The organism is Marinovum sp. J2-8, assembly GCF_055808435.1.
The window spans coordinates 96,585-112,807 of record NZ_JBVVRZ010000004.1; the positions used below are offsets into that span (position 1 = coordinate 96,585).

A 16,223-nucleotide genomic window follows, 5' to 3' on the forward strand; every position below is an offset into this window, starting at 1 on the left:
TCTCCAGCTCTTGCTTTGGTGTACCAAAAACCGTATACCAAGAGCTGTGTCAAGTGCGAACCTTTGTTATTCAAAAGCATCCACACCCAGGAACAGACACTCACGGAGGAGGAATACATGTTTACTTACAAGACGTTGACCGGAACACTTGCCGGACTTGCGCTGGCAATCGCCACTGTCCCCGCCCAGGCCGAAGACTTTCCCAACGGTCCCATCGAAGTCATCAACAACTCAAAACCCGGCGGCGGTTCGGACATTTTCCTGCGTTTCGCCACGGAAAAAGCGGGCGAGGTTCTGGGCGGCGACTTTATCCACCTGTCGAAAACCGGCGGCGTCGCGACCAACACGTTGAAATACGTGGCAAGCAAACCGGCGGACGGCCAGACGCTGTTCATCGTCAATGCCGGCACCGCCCTGACCATGATGCGCGGCAAGGTCGATCTGACCCGCGACGACATCGTTCCGCTGGTGCGCGGCACGGTCGATCCGGAATTCGTGGTGGTCAAGGCCGGCCGCTTCGCCGACGCCAATGAATTCCTCGATTTCGTGCAGAACAATTCGGTCAAACAGGCCTGGCACAAAGGTCGGCGGCAACCCGCATGTCAGCGCCCTGCGGTTCCGCAATGCGCTGGAAATGCAGAATCAGGTCTATGTGCCCTTTGAAAAATCCGGCGAGATCATCATCAACGTGATCAACGGCAATGTTGATGTCGCGCTGCTGAACTTTGACGAATTCGAATCCCAGTACAAGGCAGGCCAGGTCGAAGCGCTGGCGATCCTTGCGCCGGACCGTTCGGTCAATTCGCCCGACATTCCAACCGGTCACGAAGTTGGCCTGCCGATCAACATTTCCGTGGTGCGCGGCATCGGCGTGCGGAAAGGCACCCCCGAACCGGTGATCGAAAAGCTCGAGGCCGCCTTGATCGCATCAATGAACAGCGCCGGGTTCCTCGAATACCTCGCCGGATCGGGCCAGGATGCCACAAGCATCGCAGGCCGCGAAGAATTCGGCGCCGAATTCAACGAGATGTACGAAGGCTATCAGTCCGTCGCCAAGGACCTGATGGGCGGATAATTCTCTTTGGCCGGCCCCCTGTCGGGCCAGGCCGCTCCCATGTCCCTTGATCCAGGTAAATCATGACCGATACACACCACCGGTCCATCCAGCGGACCCAGTTTCTAGAGGCTCTGGCCGTCATGGCCTTTGCCGCCGCGCTTTATGGCGTGACCTTCACATTCGACCGTGTGCCACCGTTGCTGGCGCAGGGTATCCAGCCCACCGTGTTCCCCCGCGCCATTCTGGCGATCATGTTTGCACTGGGTCTGATCCGGGCGATCAATGCCGCCCGCCTGTCTGCTGCTGACATTGAATTTGTGGCACGCACGAAATCCATCCCGCCCATTGTCTTTTTGACGGCCGGCCTGCTGATCGTGCTGCCGATCCTGATGGCGATGATCGGCACCTTTCCGGCGCTGGTGCTGTTTTTGCCCGCGCTTTCCCTTCTGTGGGGCGAACGGCGGTGGAAGCTTATGGCGCTCAGCTTCGCGGGCTTCACCGGCTTTGTCTACGTGCTGTTCCGTCTCATCATGAACGTCCCCCTGCCCTGAGGTCCGAAAAATGGAACCCTTCCTTCTTGTCCTGCAATTCCTTGCGGACCCCTACAACCTGATGATCATCGCCGGCGGAACGCTGGTGGGCCTGATCGTCGGGGCGCTGCCGGGCCTCGGTTCGGTGATCCTGATTGCGCTCATGCTGCCCTTTGTGGTGCGCATGGACCCGACAACCGGCATCGCGCTCTGTGCCATTGTCTATTGCGCCACCACATACGGCGGGTCGATCACCGCGATCCTGATCAACACCCCCGGCACACCAGCCGCGGCCATGACCACCTTCGACGGCTATCCAATGGCCCAAAAGGGCGAGGCCGGCCGCGCGCTTGGCATCGCCACCTTCTCAAGCGCGATTGGTGGCATCCTCGGCATTCTGGTGATGATCGTGGCCACGCCCCTGCTGGCGCAGGTCGCCTATCACTTTGGACCGGCCGAATTCTTTGCGCTGGCGGTGTTTGGCATGTCGATGCTGGCCTCGATCAGCGGCAATTCGATGGTCAAGAACTTCATCGGCGGGGCATTTGGTCTGATCCTGGCCACCGTGGGCACCGATCTGACCACGGGTGTCGAACGGTTCACCTTTGGCCAGCCTGACCTCTACGAAGGCATCGCCGTCGTCCAGATCATGATCGGCATTTTTGCCGGTGGTGAATTGCTGCGCCAGGCCACCCAGACCAAGGTCAAACGCGAACTTGTCGCCGACGGCGTGACAAAACTGCCCTCGCTTCAGGACTTCAAGGCGATCTGGAAAACCGTCTTGCGCGCCACCGGGATCGGCACCTTCATCGGCATCCTGCCCGCCGAGGGCGGCAAGGTTGCTGCCATGATCGCCTATAACGAGGAAATGCGCTGGTCCAAGAACAAGGATCAGTTCGGCAAAGGCGCAATCGAAGGTCTGGCCGCGCCAGAGGCCGCCAACAATGCCGCGACCGGCGGCACCATGGTGCCGACCCTTGCACTCGGCATTCCGGGCGGCGGGTCCACCGCGATCATCCTGACCGCGATGCTGATCCTGGGCCTGCGCCCCGGTCCCGCGCTCTTTGCCGAACAACCCGACCTGCTGGCCGGGATCTTCGGTGCCATGCTGGGGGCCAATATCTGTTTCCTGATCTACGGCATGGTCGGCGCCAAATTCTTCAGCCGCATCACCCTGATCCCGACAACGATCCTGTGGCCCTGTGTGATCTGCCTTGCCGCGCTTGGCGCCTTCAGCCTGCAACAAAGCATGTTCGATGTCGGCGTGATGGTGTTCTTTGCCATTCTCGGCTTCTTCCTCAACCGGCACGGGTTTGCCCCCGCACCCATCGTGATGGGCCTGATCCTGGGCGAACTGATCGAAACATCGCTGAAGCAAAGCTACCTGATCTATGACGGCAACCTCTGGGCGATCCTGCAACAGCCCATTGCGCTGGTGTTTCTTCTGCTCTCGGTGCTCGGGGTCTGTGGTCCGCTGATCGCCAAGGCAATCGGGGCCTATCGCGCCAATCAGGCCGCGCTGCTGACCGGCAACGACGAATAATTCCTGCGCCGCACCCCGTGCGGCGCAAACCCCAAATTTCAGACGAAACGGACAGGCAGATGACTGATCGACCCGTAATTTTCTCGACCCTCGGTGATGCTGGCGGCGTCGGCCCCGAGCTGGTGGCACGCACGCTGGCCCATCCCGAGATCACCCAAGGCTGCAAACGTGTCATCGTCGGCCACCGCAAGGTGTTCGACATGGGCCGCGAGGTGGCCGGGATTGACGCCGACCTGCCGACATTCGACAGCTTTCAGGATGCGGTCGACAGCCCCGAACCGGTGGTCTTTCACCACTATGACAAGCTGGAATTCGGCGACATCGCTGTCGGCGTGACCTCGGCACAGGCCGGGTTGGCCGACTATCAGATCGGCTGTTACGCCGCTGATCTGTCAAAGGCGGGCATGCTCGACGCATTTGTCTGGGCGCCGGTCAACAAGGCCTCGATCCACAAGGCGGGTTATCATTACGAAGGCTACAAGGCCGGCATCGCCGATTACATGGGCTTTACCGAACGCTCGACCGAGATGAACACCATCGGCGACCTTTGGACCACCCGCGTCACCTCGCATATCCCGATTTCACAGATCGCGGGCGAGATCACCGAAGACGCCATCCTGTCGGTCCTGCGCTATTTTGACCGCGAGCTGCGCCGCTTTGGCTATGCCAACCCCAGGATCGCCGTTTCTGGTCTGAACCCGCACAACGGCGACGAAGGGGCTTTTGGCCGCGAAGAAATCGACATCATCGGCCCCGCCATCGAAAAGGCGAAAAAGCTGCAACTCAATGTTTCGGGGCCTTACCCCGCCGACACGATCTTTTTGACGGTCAAGGAAGAGGGCCACATCGGCGTTCTGTCGATGTATCACGATCAATGCCAGATCGCGACCAAGCTGATGGGCTTCGATGATGGCGTGACCTACTTTGGCGGCATGCCCTTCATCCTCGCCACGCCGGCCCATGGCACCGCATTCGACATCGCAGGCAAGGGCGTCGCCCGTCCAAGCGCCATCATGCAGGCCCATGACCTTGCCCGCCGTGCCGCGCTGACGGCCCGTGGCCTCACCATCGACGAAGGGATTTCGGCATGAGCGACAAACCAAATATCCTGTTCATTCAGGCCGACCAGCTGACCGCTTTTGTCCTGTCGATGTACCGCGACGATGCCCAGGCCAAGACGCCGAACCTTGATGCGCTGGCGGCGGGCGGTGTGGTGATGGAAAACGCCTATTCCAACTCGCCGATCTGTTGCCCGGCGCGGGCCTCGCAATTCACCGGGCGTCAGGCCTCGACCCACGAGGTTTGGGGAAACGGTGCGGAATTCAGCTCTGAAATGCCCACAATGATGCATTTCCTGCGCTCGTCGGGCTATCGGGCGATCTGTGCGGGCAAATGCCACTTCATCGGCGCCGATCAATTGCACGGGTTCGACAAACGGCTGACCACTGACATGTATCCGGCCGGCTTTGACTGGACGATCCCATGGTCCTGGGGCCCGGTCCACCGCGAAGGCACATCGGTCAAAAAGCTTGCCGTCAGCGGCCTTTGCCGGACCAACAACCAGCTGCTTTATGATGCCGAGGTGCAGTTCCGCACATTGGAATTCTTCCGCCATGACGTGCTGGAAAACCACGATCAGCCGTGGTTCCTTCACGTATCTTACACCCAGCCGCACGAAGCCTATCAGTCGGTTCCCGAATTCTGGGAACGTTACGCAGACACCGGCATCGCCCTGCCCCGCATCCCCGAGGACGAGACGCCCCACCCCACGACCGAATGGCTGAAAATCCACCACGGTATTGACCAGTTCCCGCCGGACGAAGACACCATCCGACTGTCACGGCGCGCCTATTACGCCATGATCTCGCATCTCGATGATTATGTCGGCGAATTGATTGCCGAGCTGAAGCACCTTGGCCTGTATGACGACACGGTCATTGTCTTTACCTCGGATCATGGCGACATGCTGGGCGAACGCGGGATGTGGTTCAAGCGCAGCTTCTATCAAGGCTCGTTGCAGGTGCCGATGATCTGGCACAACCCCAAACGGATCAAACCGGGCCGGGTTGCGGAATGCGTGACATTGGCGGACCTCTGCCCGACATTCGCCGAACTGGGCGGCGCAAAAGCGGCCTCCGACGAATTCGGCAGCGACCAAAGCGCCAGTTTCCTCGGCCTGTTGATGGACACATCGGACAGCACCAAGGACGAGGCGATTGCCGAATATTACGGTCCCGGCGTCATTGAACCCTGGCTGGCAATCCGGCAGGGCGACTGGAAATATGTCTGGACCCGCAATGCGCCGGAACTTCTGTTCAACATGGCCAACGACCCCGACGAACAACACGATCTGTCCGCTGACCCGGCCCATGCCGACACCAAAGCGACCCTGAAAGATCGCCTGTTGGGACGTTACGACGTCGAGGCCGTCACCCAGCGCGCCGCCCGGTTGAAGCAGACCCGCGTCTTCCTGCAAGAGGCGCTGTCGACAAACACCGGCTATCAATGGGATTACCAACCCTTCTTTGACGCATCGCAAAGCTATGTGCGCGGCGTCAACCGCCCGTCCACGGCATGAGGCAAGAGATGACCAAGAAACCCAATATCCTGATGATCTATGCCGATCAGATGCGCTATGATTGCGCATCTTTTTCCGGCAACCCCGACGTCAAGACACCGCATCTGGACCGGCTGGCGATGGAGGGCGTCTGCTTTGACGAGGCCTTTACCTCTTATCCGCTGTGCACGCCGTTCCGCGCCTCGCTTCTGACCGGCAAATATGCGCATCAGGCAGGCCTCTATTCCAACCATTTTCCGATCAACACAGATCAACCCTCGCTCGCCCCGATCCTGAACGATCAGGGTTATAAATCGGGCTATATCGGCAAATGGCATCTTTTTGGCGGGCCAAAACCCGGGTTCGTGCCGCCGGGGCCGGATCGGATGGGGTTTGACCATTTCGTCGGCTACAATCGCGGCCATTACTACATGGATGCGATATTCTATCGTGACACGGATCAGCCCTATCGCTGCAAACGCTACGAGCCGGATTTCCAGACCGATCACACCATCGAATTCATGGAAAGCGCCCGTGCGTCGGATGACCCGTTCTTTGCCTATGTCTGCTTTGGCCCGCCGCATTTCCCGATGGACATGCCGGACAACTGGCGGAACATGTACGACCCGGAAAAGATCACATTGCCCAAGGGCACGCCCAACCCCGAACTGCAAAAGCGCCGCGCACAGGAACGCACCGCGCTGGATTTCGACGGCGACGCCAATTTCGGCGAACTGTCCAAGACCGACAAGGTTACAGGACAAGACCCCGAGATCGAGTCCGAGGCGCAGATCCGCAAATTCGTGGCCGAGTATTACGGCATGATCTCCAACGTCGATTACAACGTCGGGCGCATGTTGAACTGGCTGGATGCCCAAGGTCTGGCAGAGGATACAATTGTTATCTTCTTCTCGGATCACGGCGACATGCTGGGCCAGCACGGATCCTATTGCGGGATCAAGCGGCAGGCCTATCGCGCCTCGGCGCATGTGCCGCTTCTGATCCGCTATCCCGACCGCTTCGCCGCGGGCAAGCGGGTAAGCTCGCTGATCGACGTGGGTGTGGACACCATGCCGACGCTGCTGGAAACCTGCGGTGCCGAGGTGCCAGAGGGCGTGCAGGGCAGCAGCTACCTCTCGCTGCTCGAAGGGGCGGGTGATGACCCGATCCGCGATCATGTGCAATTCGAGTTGATGAAAGCCGATTTCGGCGGCCGCAGCGAACGCCATGTCAAACCGGAACGCGGCATTCGCACCAAGGACTGGCTCTATGTCCGCAAGCAGGATCGCCCGCTGTATCTCTTCGACCAGAATGCCGACCCGGACGAGGTGGTGAACCTTGTCAACAACCCGGCCTATGCCGAGGTTCAGGCCGAACTGGACGCCCGCGTACTCGCCAACATGCAGGACACCGGTGATGCATGGGATCTGGAAATGGATTTCCCCTCTCCGGGCTACATGTCCCATTCCGAGGGCAAGACGTTTCTTGAAAACGTCGTGAAACCCGCCGCGATCGAAGTGCCCTGATCCCCCCCAATGCGCGGCATGACCCGTGTGCGAGAGCCGATGTCCAACCTGACCGACTACCTGTCACCGCGCCGCCCATGGTTTGGCGCGGTGTCCCGGAAATCCACCCTCGCCGATGCGGCGGCGGGGTTCACCAATGCGGCCATTGTCCTGCCCCAGGGCGTGGCCTTTGCCATCATCGCGGGCCTGCCGCCCGCCTATGGGTTGTTTACCGCGATGATCCCGCCGGTGATCGCGGCGTTTTTCGGATCGTCGCGCGTCATGGTGTCGGGGCCGACCACGGCAATTTCGGCGGTGCTGTTTGCCTCGCTGTCGCAATTCGCCCCCGCCGGCACGCCGGCCTATATCGAAATGGCGCTGGCGTTGACGGTCATGGTCGGCCTTGTCCAGCTGGCCGCCGGATTGGCGCGGCTGGGGGCCTTGATCACCTTTGTCTCGCACTCGGTCATCGTCGGTTTTACCGCCGCCGCGGCCCTCTTAATCGCGGCATCCCAGCTGGCCCCGGCGCTGGGGCTTTCGGTCGAACGGGGCGGCGGCGTTGTCGAGCGTGTGTTGCGCGTCGCCGAAGCGGCGGACCAGACCAATTGGCGCGCGGTCTTGCTGTCGGTCGCGACGCTGGTGGTGCTGATCCTTGTTTCAAAACTAAGCCGCCGCTTGCCGCATTACCTGATCGCGCTGGTCGCAGGGTCGCTGATCGGTCTGGCCCTGGGCGCAGAGGCCAGCGGGATCGCGATGTTCGCCCCCCTGCCCTCGGTCACGCCCAATTTCCATTTGCCGGATTTCGCCGGTGTCCCGCTGGCCGAACTTGCCCCGGCGGCCATGGCCATCGCCTTTATCGCGCTGCTCGAAGCGGTGTCGATTGGCCGCGATTTTGCCCACCGCCGCAACGAAAAATACGACTAAATCAGGAAATCGTCGGCCAGGGCCTGTCAAACATGATTGGCGGCTTCTTTCAGTGTTACGCCGGATCGGGGTCGTTCACGCGCTCGGCGCTCAACGCCGAAAGCGGGGCCAGAACGCCGCTTGCCGCCATGTTTGCCGCCCTGTTCCTGCTGGCGCTGCTGCTTTTGCTGGCGCCCTTCATCGCCTATATCCCGGTGCCGGTCATGGCCGGAACCATCCTCTTTGTGGCCTGGCGTCTGGTGGATTTCGCCGAGATCCGACACATCCTTGATGCCCGCACCAGCGACACGGTTGTGCTCTGCCTGACCTTTCTGGCCGGGATCGCGGTCGAGCTGGAATTCGCCATTGTCGTCGGCGTCGTCACCTCGCTTTTTGCGTTTCTGCGCAAAAGCGCCTCGCCGCTGGTCGCCGTCCTGGCCCCGGCCATCACCGACGGGCGCAGAACCCTGCGCGGGGCCAAGCGATACAACCTGCCGCAATGTCCACAGATCGCCGTTCTCAGGATCGAAGGTCCGATCTACTTTGCCTCGGTCGAGGCCATCGCAAAGCGCATCGAGACAATCGAGGCCCAATTCGGGACGCGGGCACGGATTGTCCTTTATCTGCGCGGCGTCGGCTCCATCGACCTGTCCGGCGCGGATTTCCTGATAAAGCTGATCCGCAGCGCCCGCAAATCCGGCGGCGACGTGCATATCGTGGCAACCTACAAGGGCGTTTTGTCAACGCTGCGCCGCGCCCATGTGCTGGACATCCTGGGCGAAGCCAATCTGCACCTCAGCAAGGGCCAGGCCATCGCCCGCATCACAGCCCAGGCCGATGGCGACATTTGCCGCACCTGCCAATTGCGCGTGTTCGAGGAATGCAAACATTTGCCGCACCCGGAACAGGCGACAGAAGGCGGCAAAGGGTCGTGACTACACGGCCAACACCGCTGTGATACGTTCAAAAGTCTCCGACATGCGCCCTGCATAAAAATGCAAATGGGAACGGCTTTGCGACCGTTCCCATCTTCGTCTCTGACAAATCCCGTCGGCCTACTGGTCTTCGACCTTGCCCATCCGTTTGCGCGCCACCGCCATGATCGGCCCGCCCGCGATGCTCAGGAACAGCGCCACATAGATGATGACCGCAATCCAGCTTTCAAAGAACCCGATCAACGTCCCATCAGCCAAAAGATAGGACTGGCGAAACGACCGCTCCAGAATCGGACCAAGGACAAAACCGATGGTAAAGGGCGCCACGGCAAAGTTCAGCTTGCGCAGGATATAGCCGAACACCCCGACCGCGATCAAAACCCAGACGCCAAAGAGGTCATTCTTTACGCTGTAGACCCCGACAAGACACAAAAGCATCACCGTCGGCACGATGATATGCAACGGGATCATGATGATCCGCGCGGCCATGCGAATTGTGAAAAGCCCCACAAAGATCAGCACAATGTTGATAAGAAACAGGCCGACAAAGATCGCATACATCAAATCCGGCGCTTCACTGAACAGCCGCGGTCCCGGCGCAAGGCCCTGGATCAACAGCGCGCCAAGCAGGATCGCCGCCGCCGGGCTTCCCGGCACGCCAAGCGTCAGCGTGGGGATCAAGGCACCGCCAACCGTCGCATTGTTCGCGGCTTCGGGGGCCACGACGCCCTCGGGGATGCCGGTGCCGAACAGCTCTGGATGTTTCGATTTCCGCTTCGCCTCGGCATAGCCGAAAAAGGCACCAATGGCCGCCCCTTCCCCCGGCAGAATGCCAATCACCGTGCCAACGATGGACGACCGCGCCAGCGTGGCGCGCAGATCCTTCAACACCTTGAACGACGGAAAACTGGCGGCAAGGCTGGCCTTGTCGAACACCGGCGGATCCGTCTTGCGCTGTGCGTTCAGCAACAGTTCGGAAATCGCGAACACCCCGACCAGAACGGACACAAACGGCAGGCCCTCATAGAGGTTGTAACTGCCGAACAGATAGCGCTCTGCGCCGTTCAATTCGTCGATGCCCCAGGTCGTCAGCCACACCCCCATGCCCGCCGCCATCAGCCCCTTGACCGTACTTCGCCCAGCCACACGGACCACAACGATGATCCCGAAGACCGAAATCGCAAAGAACTCTCTCGGGCCGAATTTGATGGCGATGCTGGCCAGCAACGGGGCCGACAGCGCCAGCACCACGGTGGAAAACAACCCGCCAATGACCGAAGCCGTCAGCGACAGGCCCAATGCCTCGCCGCCGCGGCGGCCTTGAACATGCGATGGCCGTCTTCCACCGCCGCCGCCGCCGCCCCGGTGCCGGGAATGCCCAGCGTGATGGCCGAAACCGACCCGCCGTACATCGCCGCCGAATAGATCGCGAGCAAAAGAACAAAGGCCGGGGCCGCCTCCATATAGAGCGTGAATGGCAGCGCGATGGTGATCGCGATCGGCGCGCCAAGACCGGGCAGAATGCCGATGATCGTGCCCAGAAAAACGCCAAGAACAAGAAGCGCCAGCACAAATGGATCGGCAATCTGCGTCAGCGCGGTTAAGAATGCATCAAATCCCATAGGTCACAACGGCGTCCCGACGCCAAAGTTGAAGGCCGCCCAGACAAGGGGTCCAAAAGCGGCGAGGAAGATATAGGCGACCGGCGAACGCACCTGCATGATCGCCGCAATGCCAAGAAGCAGGACAACCGACATCGGGATGAACCCGATCCAGTCCCACAAGAAAACGCAGATCAACAAAAGCGCGACAATTGATATGACGCGCATCGCCACGGCGGGCCGGAAATCAAACGGCCTGTCGGCGTCCCCTTCGGGATCGCCGCGCAGGAAGTTGACGATATTGATAAGCGCACAAAGCGCGGTAAACCCCAGCATCATCAGCGGAAAAACCTCGGTCGGAACCTGCGCACCGGCCAATGCGCCGGGGTTTTCGAATTGCAACGCCATCTGTGCGAACACGATGCAGGCGATGATCACCACAAGGCTGAAGCCGATATTGGCAGCGCGATTGGTCATGATGTACCTCGTTGAAAAAATGTGACCCCACGCCCGTCGGGATGCCCGCAGGCCCGGGGCCACCAGGGAGGTTCGTCTATTTCTTCAGCATGCCCAGACTGTCGAGCAGCGGCGCATAGAAGGTCAGCCCGCGTTCGATATCGGCCAGCACCTCTTTGGTGCCATAGACCGGCACCAGCGTGCTCAGCCCCGCGAATTCCCGCTGAAAATCGGGGTTCTCGAACACCTGTTTGCCTGCGGCGGTCATCTTTTCGATGATCGCGGGATCGGTCCCGGCCTTGGCCGTCCAGCCGGATTTCAGCCAATTGCCCGCCGTCATACCGGGGTGCAGCTCCTCCAGCGTTTTGACACCGGGAAGGTGGGTGTCGAAATAATCCTTGCGCTCATCCAGAATGACCAGCGGCCGCAGCTCATCGGGGAACATCGCCACATGGGTGGTCTGCCCGATGGCGGCATCCGCCTGACCGCCGATCAGACCGGTCAGGGACGCCGGGATCGTCTTCATTGCGAGCATCTTGAAATTCACATCGAACTGGTTCGACAGGTTCACAGCCGACAGATGCGGCGGCGCGCCGATGTTGTTGATCCCCATCACAAGATCGGTTTCCTGCGCTGCGGCAATGAATTCATCCAGCGTGGTCCAGGGGCTGTCAGAGCGCACATAAAGCACGGTCGACCCTTGGGTGTTCATCCAGGCCGGGGCAAAATCCGTCAGCGGATCATAGGGCGCCCGCCGCACCAGCGGGGCAATCACGGTCGAGGGCGGCGCAAACCGCATCCAGGTATATCCGTCTGTGTCGCCCTTCAGAAACGACATCACGCCGGGCACATGGCCGCCGCCCGGCACATTGACGACCTTGATCGGCACGCCCAGGATCGGCTCCAGGTATTTCGCCTCAAGCCGTGTTTGCAAATCGGCGTTGCCGCCGGCGCCAAATGTGACCACCACGGTCAGCGGTTTGCTGGGCCAATCCCCCTGCGCCAGCGCGGCGGTGGCCATGCCGAACATCAGCGCAACCGTCAGCGCCAGTCGTGTCATCAGATTTTTCATCATGAGATCCTCCCTTGTGTGCCGGCCCTGCGCCAAGTCTCCGATGGCGCGCCGACGTCTCTCCCGGGGGAAGCGTACCAGCCCTTAATTCATATGAAAAATTGGAGTTTTTGGTTCCCCAATGCACAAAACGCATAGCTTTCGGGGAATCCATTGCCCAACCGGCGAATTCCACCAAATTCATTCCAAATGCGTATAGCTTTGGGCGAAATTACAATTTTCTGTCTGCAAACGAAGGCGTTACTGTCTGCCCTGCTTGGCATTTGAAAGGGGGCGCATATGGGTCAGATCATGATGATCGTCGAAAAAGGCGGCAATTGCATCAGCTGGTATGACATCGAAACCGGTACGCGGCTGCACCGTCTCGGCCTGCCGGAAATGCCGCATGAATTCGTCGCCGACGCCGACAATCGCTATGCATATGTCGGCCACTACGGCGTCCCGAATTCAAAGACACCGGGCGACCATGGGCGGTCCGTGTTCGTTGTCGACATTGCGCTTGGCGCCATCGTGCATACCTTTGCCCTTGGCGAACATGCCCGCCCGCATGGGATTCAACTGGACGAGGCCGGGCGGCTTTATGTGCTGTCCGAACAGACCGACACATTGCTTGTGTGGGAAAACCCGCGCGACTTCGGCCCGTATGACCATGCGAAACCTGTCGGCGGCGAACGTGCGCATCTGTTTGCCCTGCGCAAAAACGGGCGACAGGCGTTTTCGGTCAATCTGGTCTCTGGTGACGTCACTGCCTTTGACCCCTATGACGACGCCCCGCCTGTGTCGATCCGCACCGGTGTCAAACCCGAAGGCCGCTGGCTGCGCGACGATGAAACGCGGCTGTATATCACCAACCGGGGCAGCGATACGATTTCGGTGATCGACACCGAAAGCCTTGAGGTCGTGAACACCTTTGCCACCCCGAAAGACCCGATGCGCATCATGCATGACAGCAAGCGCAACCGCCTGATCACAATCAACAATCAGGGCCAGTCCGTTTCGTGGTTTGACGCGGCGACGGGGGCGGAACTCCACCGCCATGATGTCGGGGAACGTCCGATCACGATGCAGGCGGATGCAGACCTCAACTACCTCTATGTGCCGCATCGCATGGATCAGGTGATCCGCCTTTCGCTCGACACCTTCGAACAGGACAGGGCCTTTACCACCGAACTTTTGCCCGATGTCATGCATATCCTGCCACGGGATTTTGCCCGGCGCTGGGGCTGAAACCATCACACCGACGAGGATCAGATGACCGAAAAATCGCCTTTCGCCGCCTATGTTGCCTGCCTGAAGGGCAGCGCAATCGAGGTTTTTATCGGGGACGCCAACGCAGGCACGCTGGACCATGTGCAAACCGTCGACCTTCGGGGCAAGGGTCTGCCGCTGGCGCGGTCGCCGGATGGAAAATACCTCTATGCGTCAACCTTCGAAGAAGGGGACAGCGGCGAACAGAACTGGATCGAAACCTTTGCGATTCACCCGGAAACGCGCCGTCTGAACCGGATTGCCACCACCCCGGTGGCGGCGCGTATGGCCCATATTGCAACCGACCGGACCGGCCGGTTCCTGTTCGGCGCATCCTTTCCGTCCAGCATGATCGCGGTCTATCCGATCGGGGATCGCGGTGTTGTTCAGGATTATCCCACCGACACCATGAAAACGCCGTTCCGGGCGCATCAGATGCTGGCCGATTATTCCAATCGCTTTGTCACCGTGCCCTGCATGTTGTCGCATACCGTGCTGAACCTGACATTTGATGATCGCAGCGGCACGCTGTCGGAAAATTCGCCGCCGGCCACCTATCGCCCCAACGGCGCAGGTCCGCGGCATGTCGCCTATCACCCGAACCGGCGCTACGCCTATCTCATGAACGAAATGAACGGCGAGGTGACCGCCTATCGGATCGACGCCAAAACCGGCGGGCTGGTTAAGATCATGTCGGCCAGCTATGTGTCCGACGATCTGGACGAGGCCCCCTGGGGCGCACAAATCCATGTTTCGCCGGATGGCAAACGGCTCTTTGCCGCCGACCGGCGCGGCAGCACGCTGGCGGTGTTCGACATTGACACGCTGGGGGGGCAGATTTCCGGGCGTCGGCTTGTTCAAACCGGCAAGAACCCGCGTTGTCACGACATCACCCCGAACGGGCATTTTCTTGTCCTTGCGGCATTGGGTGACAAACAGGTCGAACTCTATGACATTCGCGATGCCAACAAAGACCCCGAAAAAGTTCTGACCCTGCCGACCAGGGACGCCCCGGCCTGGGTCGAGATCGTGGCCTGACCGGTAAACTCTTGCGGACAGGGGCGGAACATCTGGTGTAACCTGCCAATGATCCGCCATCCACATCCAGGACGAGAGACGTTTTGTGAAGAATATCAACGTTCAGCAGCTGCGCGCCTTTCATGCCCTGATGAAGATCGGGCATATGACGCGGGCGGCTGAATTCCTTCACGTCGCCCAGCCCACGATCAGCCGCCAGCTGCAACTGCTTGAGGAATCGCTGGGCTTTCGCACCTTTGATCGCAAAAGCGGCGGGCGGCTCACGCCGACCAAGGAAGGGCAGCTTCTGTTCGAACAGCTCGAAAGAACGCTGACCACGCTGGACGCCCTGCCAGAGATTTCGCGCGGCATACGACATTACGAAAGCCGCCGTTTGCGGGTCGCCGCGACGACGCCGGCCCTCAACTCGGACATACTGATCAACGCGGTTGCCGCCCTGCGCGAGGCCAATCCCCATTCGACCCTGCATCTGGAACGGGTGCGGCGGGAAAACATCGAAATGGTGGTCGCAAATGCCGAGGCCGAGATCGGATTTTGCGCGATGCCCATCGCCAATTCGGCGCTGGATGTCGTGCCTTTGGTCTCTACCCGCGCGGTGGCGGTGGTCGCGCCGTTTCACCGCCTGGCTGACAGGCCCTTTCTGTCGATTGATGATGTCCCCAGCGAGGAATTGATCCTCGCAACCACCGCCACAATCGGCGGCCGCCTGCAACGCCGCGACCACGTGGACGATGCCCCGCCCCCGCCGGTGCGGGTGCATCTGGTTTTGACCGGGCTCAGGCTGGCCGCTGCCGGGCTGGGGGTGTTGGTCTGTGATCCGCTGACCGCCACGGCCTTTCGCGCGCAAAACATCCGCATCCTGCCCTGGCGGCCGGACATTCGGATTGATTTCTGCTGCATTGTCTCAAAGGAACGTCGCGGCGGCGTTGTCCTGGATAAGCTGGTGCAACATCTGCGCCGCTCCGCCGGGGACTGGCAAACCGCCTTTGAGGCCGAATTTGGCGCGCCTACCTGATCGCGACCCAGAAAAAATTGACCGCGCCCAACAGCAACAATATCTCAAGCCAGCGCACATGCTGATCATCCGAGATCCGGCGCAAAACCGCCCGCCCCATCCAGTTGCCCGGCAGCGAAAGCAGGCCGATCATCGCCCCCAGCAGGGCCAAATCGGTCGATAGCTGCCCGGCCCCGGTGTAGGCCGTGATGCGAAAAACATGCAGCACAATGGCCGAGGCCGACATGGTAATCACCAGCGTTTCGCGCCGCAGGCCATAGTTCAGCAGAAACGGGATGACCAACAGACCGGGCCCGATGGACGCCCCGGTCAACCCGCCCCAGATGGCCCCGACAATTGCCAGATCCCGGCGGCCAACGTGAAATTTCAACCGGTCCGCGACCCGCCGCACAACCAGCGACACAAGCATGACACAGCCCAGCAGCGCCGCCACGAAACTGCCCGACAGATTGCCATAGAAACTGCCAACGATCAAAACCGCCGGCACCGCAGGCGCGATCAAGGTGATCAACGTCCGCCAGTCGATCAAGCGCGGGTTCATCAAGCTGCGCGTCGCGCCGGTGATCAGCATCGTGACGCTGAGCACCGGCATCACCGCCTTGACCCCGAGGATCGGAACAAGAACCGCCGCCATCAAAAACCCGCCCGCAATGCCCGACGCCCCATGCACAACCGACGTAAGAACAGCCCCGAGCGCAATAACAACGAGATCAAACTGGCTGAGATCCAGGGTCTCGATCATGGTGGCAAACATCTGCACAGG

At 60.5% G+C, this 16,223-nt stretch carries 14 protein-coding genes and 2 pseudogenes; 12 read left to right on the plus strand and 4 right to left on the minus strand.

The annotated features are described in order from the left end of the window. Positions 1 to 117: 117 nt before the first annotated feature. The 9 genes and pseudogenes from AC0L4F_RS13400 to AC0L4F_RS13440 all read left to right on the plus strand — a co-directional run bounded on the left by AC0L4F_RS13400 (position 118) and on the right by AC0L4F_RS13440 (position 9,030). The gene (locus AC0L4F_RS13400) at positions 118 to 663 is read left to right on the plus strand and encodes a type 2 periplasmic-binding domain-containing protein (protein WP_244689032.1); all 546 of its coding nucleotides are present in this window, start codon (positions 118 to 120) and stop codon (positions 661 to 663) included. Continuing rightward, positions 635 to 1,075, plus strand: a complete 441-nt coding sequence (locus AC0L4F_RS13405) for a tripartite tricarboxylate transporter substrate-binding protein (RefSeq protein WP_244689033.1) — start codon at positions 635 to 637, stop codon at positions 1,073 to 1,075. The genes AC0L4F_RS13400 and AC0L4F_RS13405 overlap by 29 nt, the downstream gene beginning before the upstream one ends. Positions 1,076 to 1,137: 62 nt before the next feature. After that, entirely contained in the window at positions 1,138 to 1,608 is a 471-nt protein-coding gene (locus AC0L4F_RS13410) for a tripartite tricarboxylate transporter TctB family protein (RefSeq protein ID WP_244689035.1), read from the plus strand. A 10-nt stretch (positions 1,609 to 1,618) separates the two neighbouring features. After that, positions 1,619 to 3,130 (plus strand): tripartite tricarboxylate transporter permease, encoded by a 1,512-nt coding sequence (locus AC0L4F_RS13415; RefSeq protein ID WP_244689037.1) that lies wholly within the window; start codon positions 1,619 to 1,621, stop codon positions 3,128 to 3,130. A gap of 59 nt (positions 3,131 to 3,189) precedes the next feature. Then, positions 3,190 to 4,221, plus strand: a complete 1,032-nt coding sequence (locus AC0L4F_RS13420; RefSeq protein WP_244689039.1) for a PdxA family dehydrogenase — start codon at positions 3,190 to 3,192, stop codon at positions 4,219 to 4,221. After that, positions 4,218 to 5,708, plus strand: a complete 1,491-nt coding sequence (betC, locus tag AC0L4F_RS13425; RefSeq protein WP_244689041.1) for a choline-sulfatase — start codon at positions 4,218 to 4,220, stop codon at positions 5,706 to 5,708. Before AC0L4F_RS13420 ends, betC begins: the two co-directional genes overlap by 4 nt. 8 nt (positions 5,709 to 5,716) lie before the next feature. Continuing rightward, positions 5,717 to 7,213 carry a sulfatase family protein gene (locus AC0L4F_RS13430; protein WP_244689043.1) on the plus strand — a complete coding sequence of 499 codons (1,497 nt, stop codon included), beginning with the start codon at positions 5,717 to 5,719 and terminating at the stop codon, positions 7,211 to 7,213. Positions 7,214 to 7,252: 39 nt separating this feature from the next. Continuing rightward, positions 7,253 to 8,364: pseudogene (locus AC0L4F_RS13435) on the plus strand (SulP family inorganic anion transporter); the annotation flags it as partial. A gap of 45 nt (positions 8,365 to 8,409) precedes the next feature. Next, complete coding sequence (locus AC0L4F_RS13440; protein WP_244689720.1) at positions 8,410 to 9,030, plus strand: STAS domain-containing protein; 621 nt, start codon at positions 8,410 to 8,412, stop codon at positions 9,028 to 9,030. A gap of 120 nt (positions 9,031 to 9,150) precedes the next feature. On the opposite strand, the pseudogene AC0L4F_RS13445 reads toward AC0L4F_RS13440, so the two are convergent. The 3 genes and pseudogenes from AC0L4F_RS13445 to AC0L4F_RS13455 form a co-directional block, all read right to left on the minus strand. Further along, positions 9,151 to 10,652, minus strand: a pseudogene (locus AC0L4F_RS13445) (tripartite tricarboxylate transporter permease). A 3-nt stretch (positions 10,653 to 10,655) separates the two neighbouring features. Then, entirely contained in the window at positions 10,656 to 11,108 is a 453-nt protein-coding gene (locus tag AC0L4F_RS13450) for a tripartite tricarboxylate transporter TctB family protein (protein ID WP_244689050.1), read from the minus strand. A gap of 76 nt (positions 11,109 to 11,184) precedes the next feature. Continuing rightward, on the minus strand, positions 11,185 to 12,162 hold the full coding sequence (locus tag AC0L4F_RS13455; protein ID WP_244689052.1) for a Bug family tripartite tricarboxylate transporter substrate binding protein: 978 nt from the start codon (positions 12,160 to 12,162) through the stop codon (positions 11,185 to 11,187). A 276-nt stretch (positions 12,163 to 12,438) separates the two neighbouring features. On the opposite strand from AC0L4F_RS13455, the gene AC0L4F_RS13460 reads away from it, so the two are divergent. The 3 genes from AC0L4F_RS13460 (at position 12,439) to AC0L4F_RS13470 (ending at position 15,460) form a co-directional block, all read left to right on the plus strand. Further along, positions 12,439 to 13,386 (plus strand): YncE family protein, encoded by a 948-nt coding sequence (locus AC0L4F_RS13460; protein ID WP_244689054.1) that lies wholly within the window; start codon positions 12,439 to 12,441, stop codon positions 13,384 to 13,386. 24 nt (positions 13,387 to 13,410) lie between these two features. After that, positions 13,411 to 14,445 (plus strand): lactonase family protein, encoded by a 1,035-nt coding sequence (locus AC0L4F_RS13465; RefSeq protein WP_244689056.1) that lies wholly within the window; start codon positions 13,411 to 13,413, stop codon positions 14,443 to 14,445. An 85-nt stretch (positions 14,446 to 14,530) separates the two neighbouring features. Beyond that, positions 14,531 to 15,460 carry a LysR family transcriptional regulator gene (locus AC0L4F_RS13470; RefSeq protein ID WP_244689058.1) on the plus strand — a complete coding sequence of 310 codons (930 nt, stop codon included), beginning with the start codon at positions 14,531 to 14,533 and terminating at the stop codon, positions 15,458 to 15,460. Here AC0L4F_RS13470 and AC0L4F_RS13475 read toward each other — a convergent pair. Continuing rightward, positions 15,453 to 16,214 carry a sulfite exporter TauE/SafE family protein gene (locus AC0L4F_RS13475; RefSeq protein WP_244689060.1) on the minus strand — a complete coding sequence of 254 codons (762 nt, stop codon included), beginning with the start codon at positions 16,212 to 16,214 and terminating at the stop codon, positions 15,453 to 15,455. The two genes, AC0L4F_RS13470 and AC0L4F_RS13475, sit on opposite strands and share 8 nt — an antisense overlap. Positions 16,215 to 16,223 lie beyond the last annotated feature (9 nt).

Excerpts from the sequence above, each read along its gene's own strand:
- AC0L4F_RS13450 (WP_244689050.1), bottom strand. The coding sequence starts at position 11,108 with ATGACCAATCGCGCTGCCAATATCGGCTTCAGCCTTGTGGTGATCATC.
- AC0L4F_RS13405 (WP_244689033.1), top strand. The coding sequence starts at position 635 with ATGCAGAATCAGGTCTATGTGCCCTTTGAAAAATCCGGCGAGATCATC.
- AC0L4F_RS13455 (WP_244689052.1), bottom strand. The coding sequence starts at position 12,162 with ATGATGAAAAATCTGATGACACGACTGGCGCTGACGGTTGCGCTGATG.
- AC0L4F_RS13460 (WP_244689054.1), top strand. The coding sequence starts at position 12,439 with ATGGGTCAGATCATGATGATCGTCGAAAAAGGCGGCAATTGCATCAGC.
- AC0L4F_RS13430 (WP_244689043.1), top strand. The coding sequence starts at position 5,717 with ATGACCAAGAAACCCAATATCCTGATGATCTATGCCGATCAGATGCGC.
- betC (WP_244689041.1), top strand. The coding sequence starts at position 4,218 with ATGAGCGACAAACCAAATATCCTGTTCATTCAGGCCGACCAGCTGACC.
- AC0L4F_RS13475 (WP_244689060.1), bottom strand. The coding sequence starts at position 16,214 with ATGTTTGCCACCATGATCGAGACCCTGGATCTCAGCCAGTTTGATCTC.
- AC0L4F_RS13400 (WP_244689032.1), top strand. The coding sequence starts at position 118 with ATGTTTACTTACAAGACGTTGACCGGAACACTTGCCGGACTTGCGCTG.
- AC0L4F_RS13465 (WP_244689056.1), top strand. The coding sequence starts at position 13,411 with ATGACCGAAAAATCGCCTTTCGCCGCCTATGTTGCCTGCCTGAAGGGC.
- AC0L4F_RS13420 (WP_244689039.1), top strand. The coding sequence starts at position 3,190 with ATGACTGATCGACCCGTAATTTTCTCGACCCTCGGTGATGCTGGCGGC.
- AC0L4F_RS13415 (WP_244689037.1), top strand. The coding sequence starts at position 1,619 with ATGGAACCCTTCCTTCTTGTCCTGCAATTCCTTGCGGACCCCTACAAC.
- AC0L4F_RS13410 (WP_244689035.1), top strand. The coding sequence starts at position 1,138 with ATGACCGATACACACCACCGGTCCATCCAGCGGACCCAGTTTCTAGAG.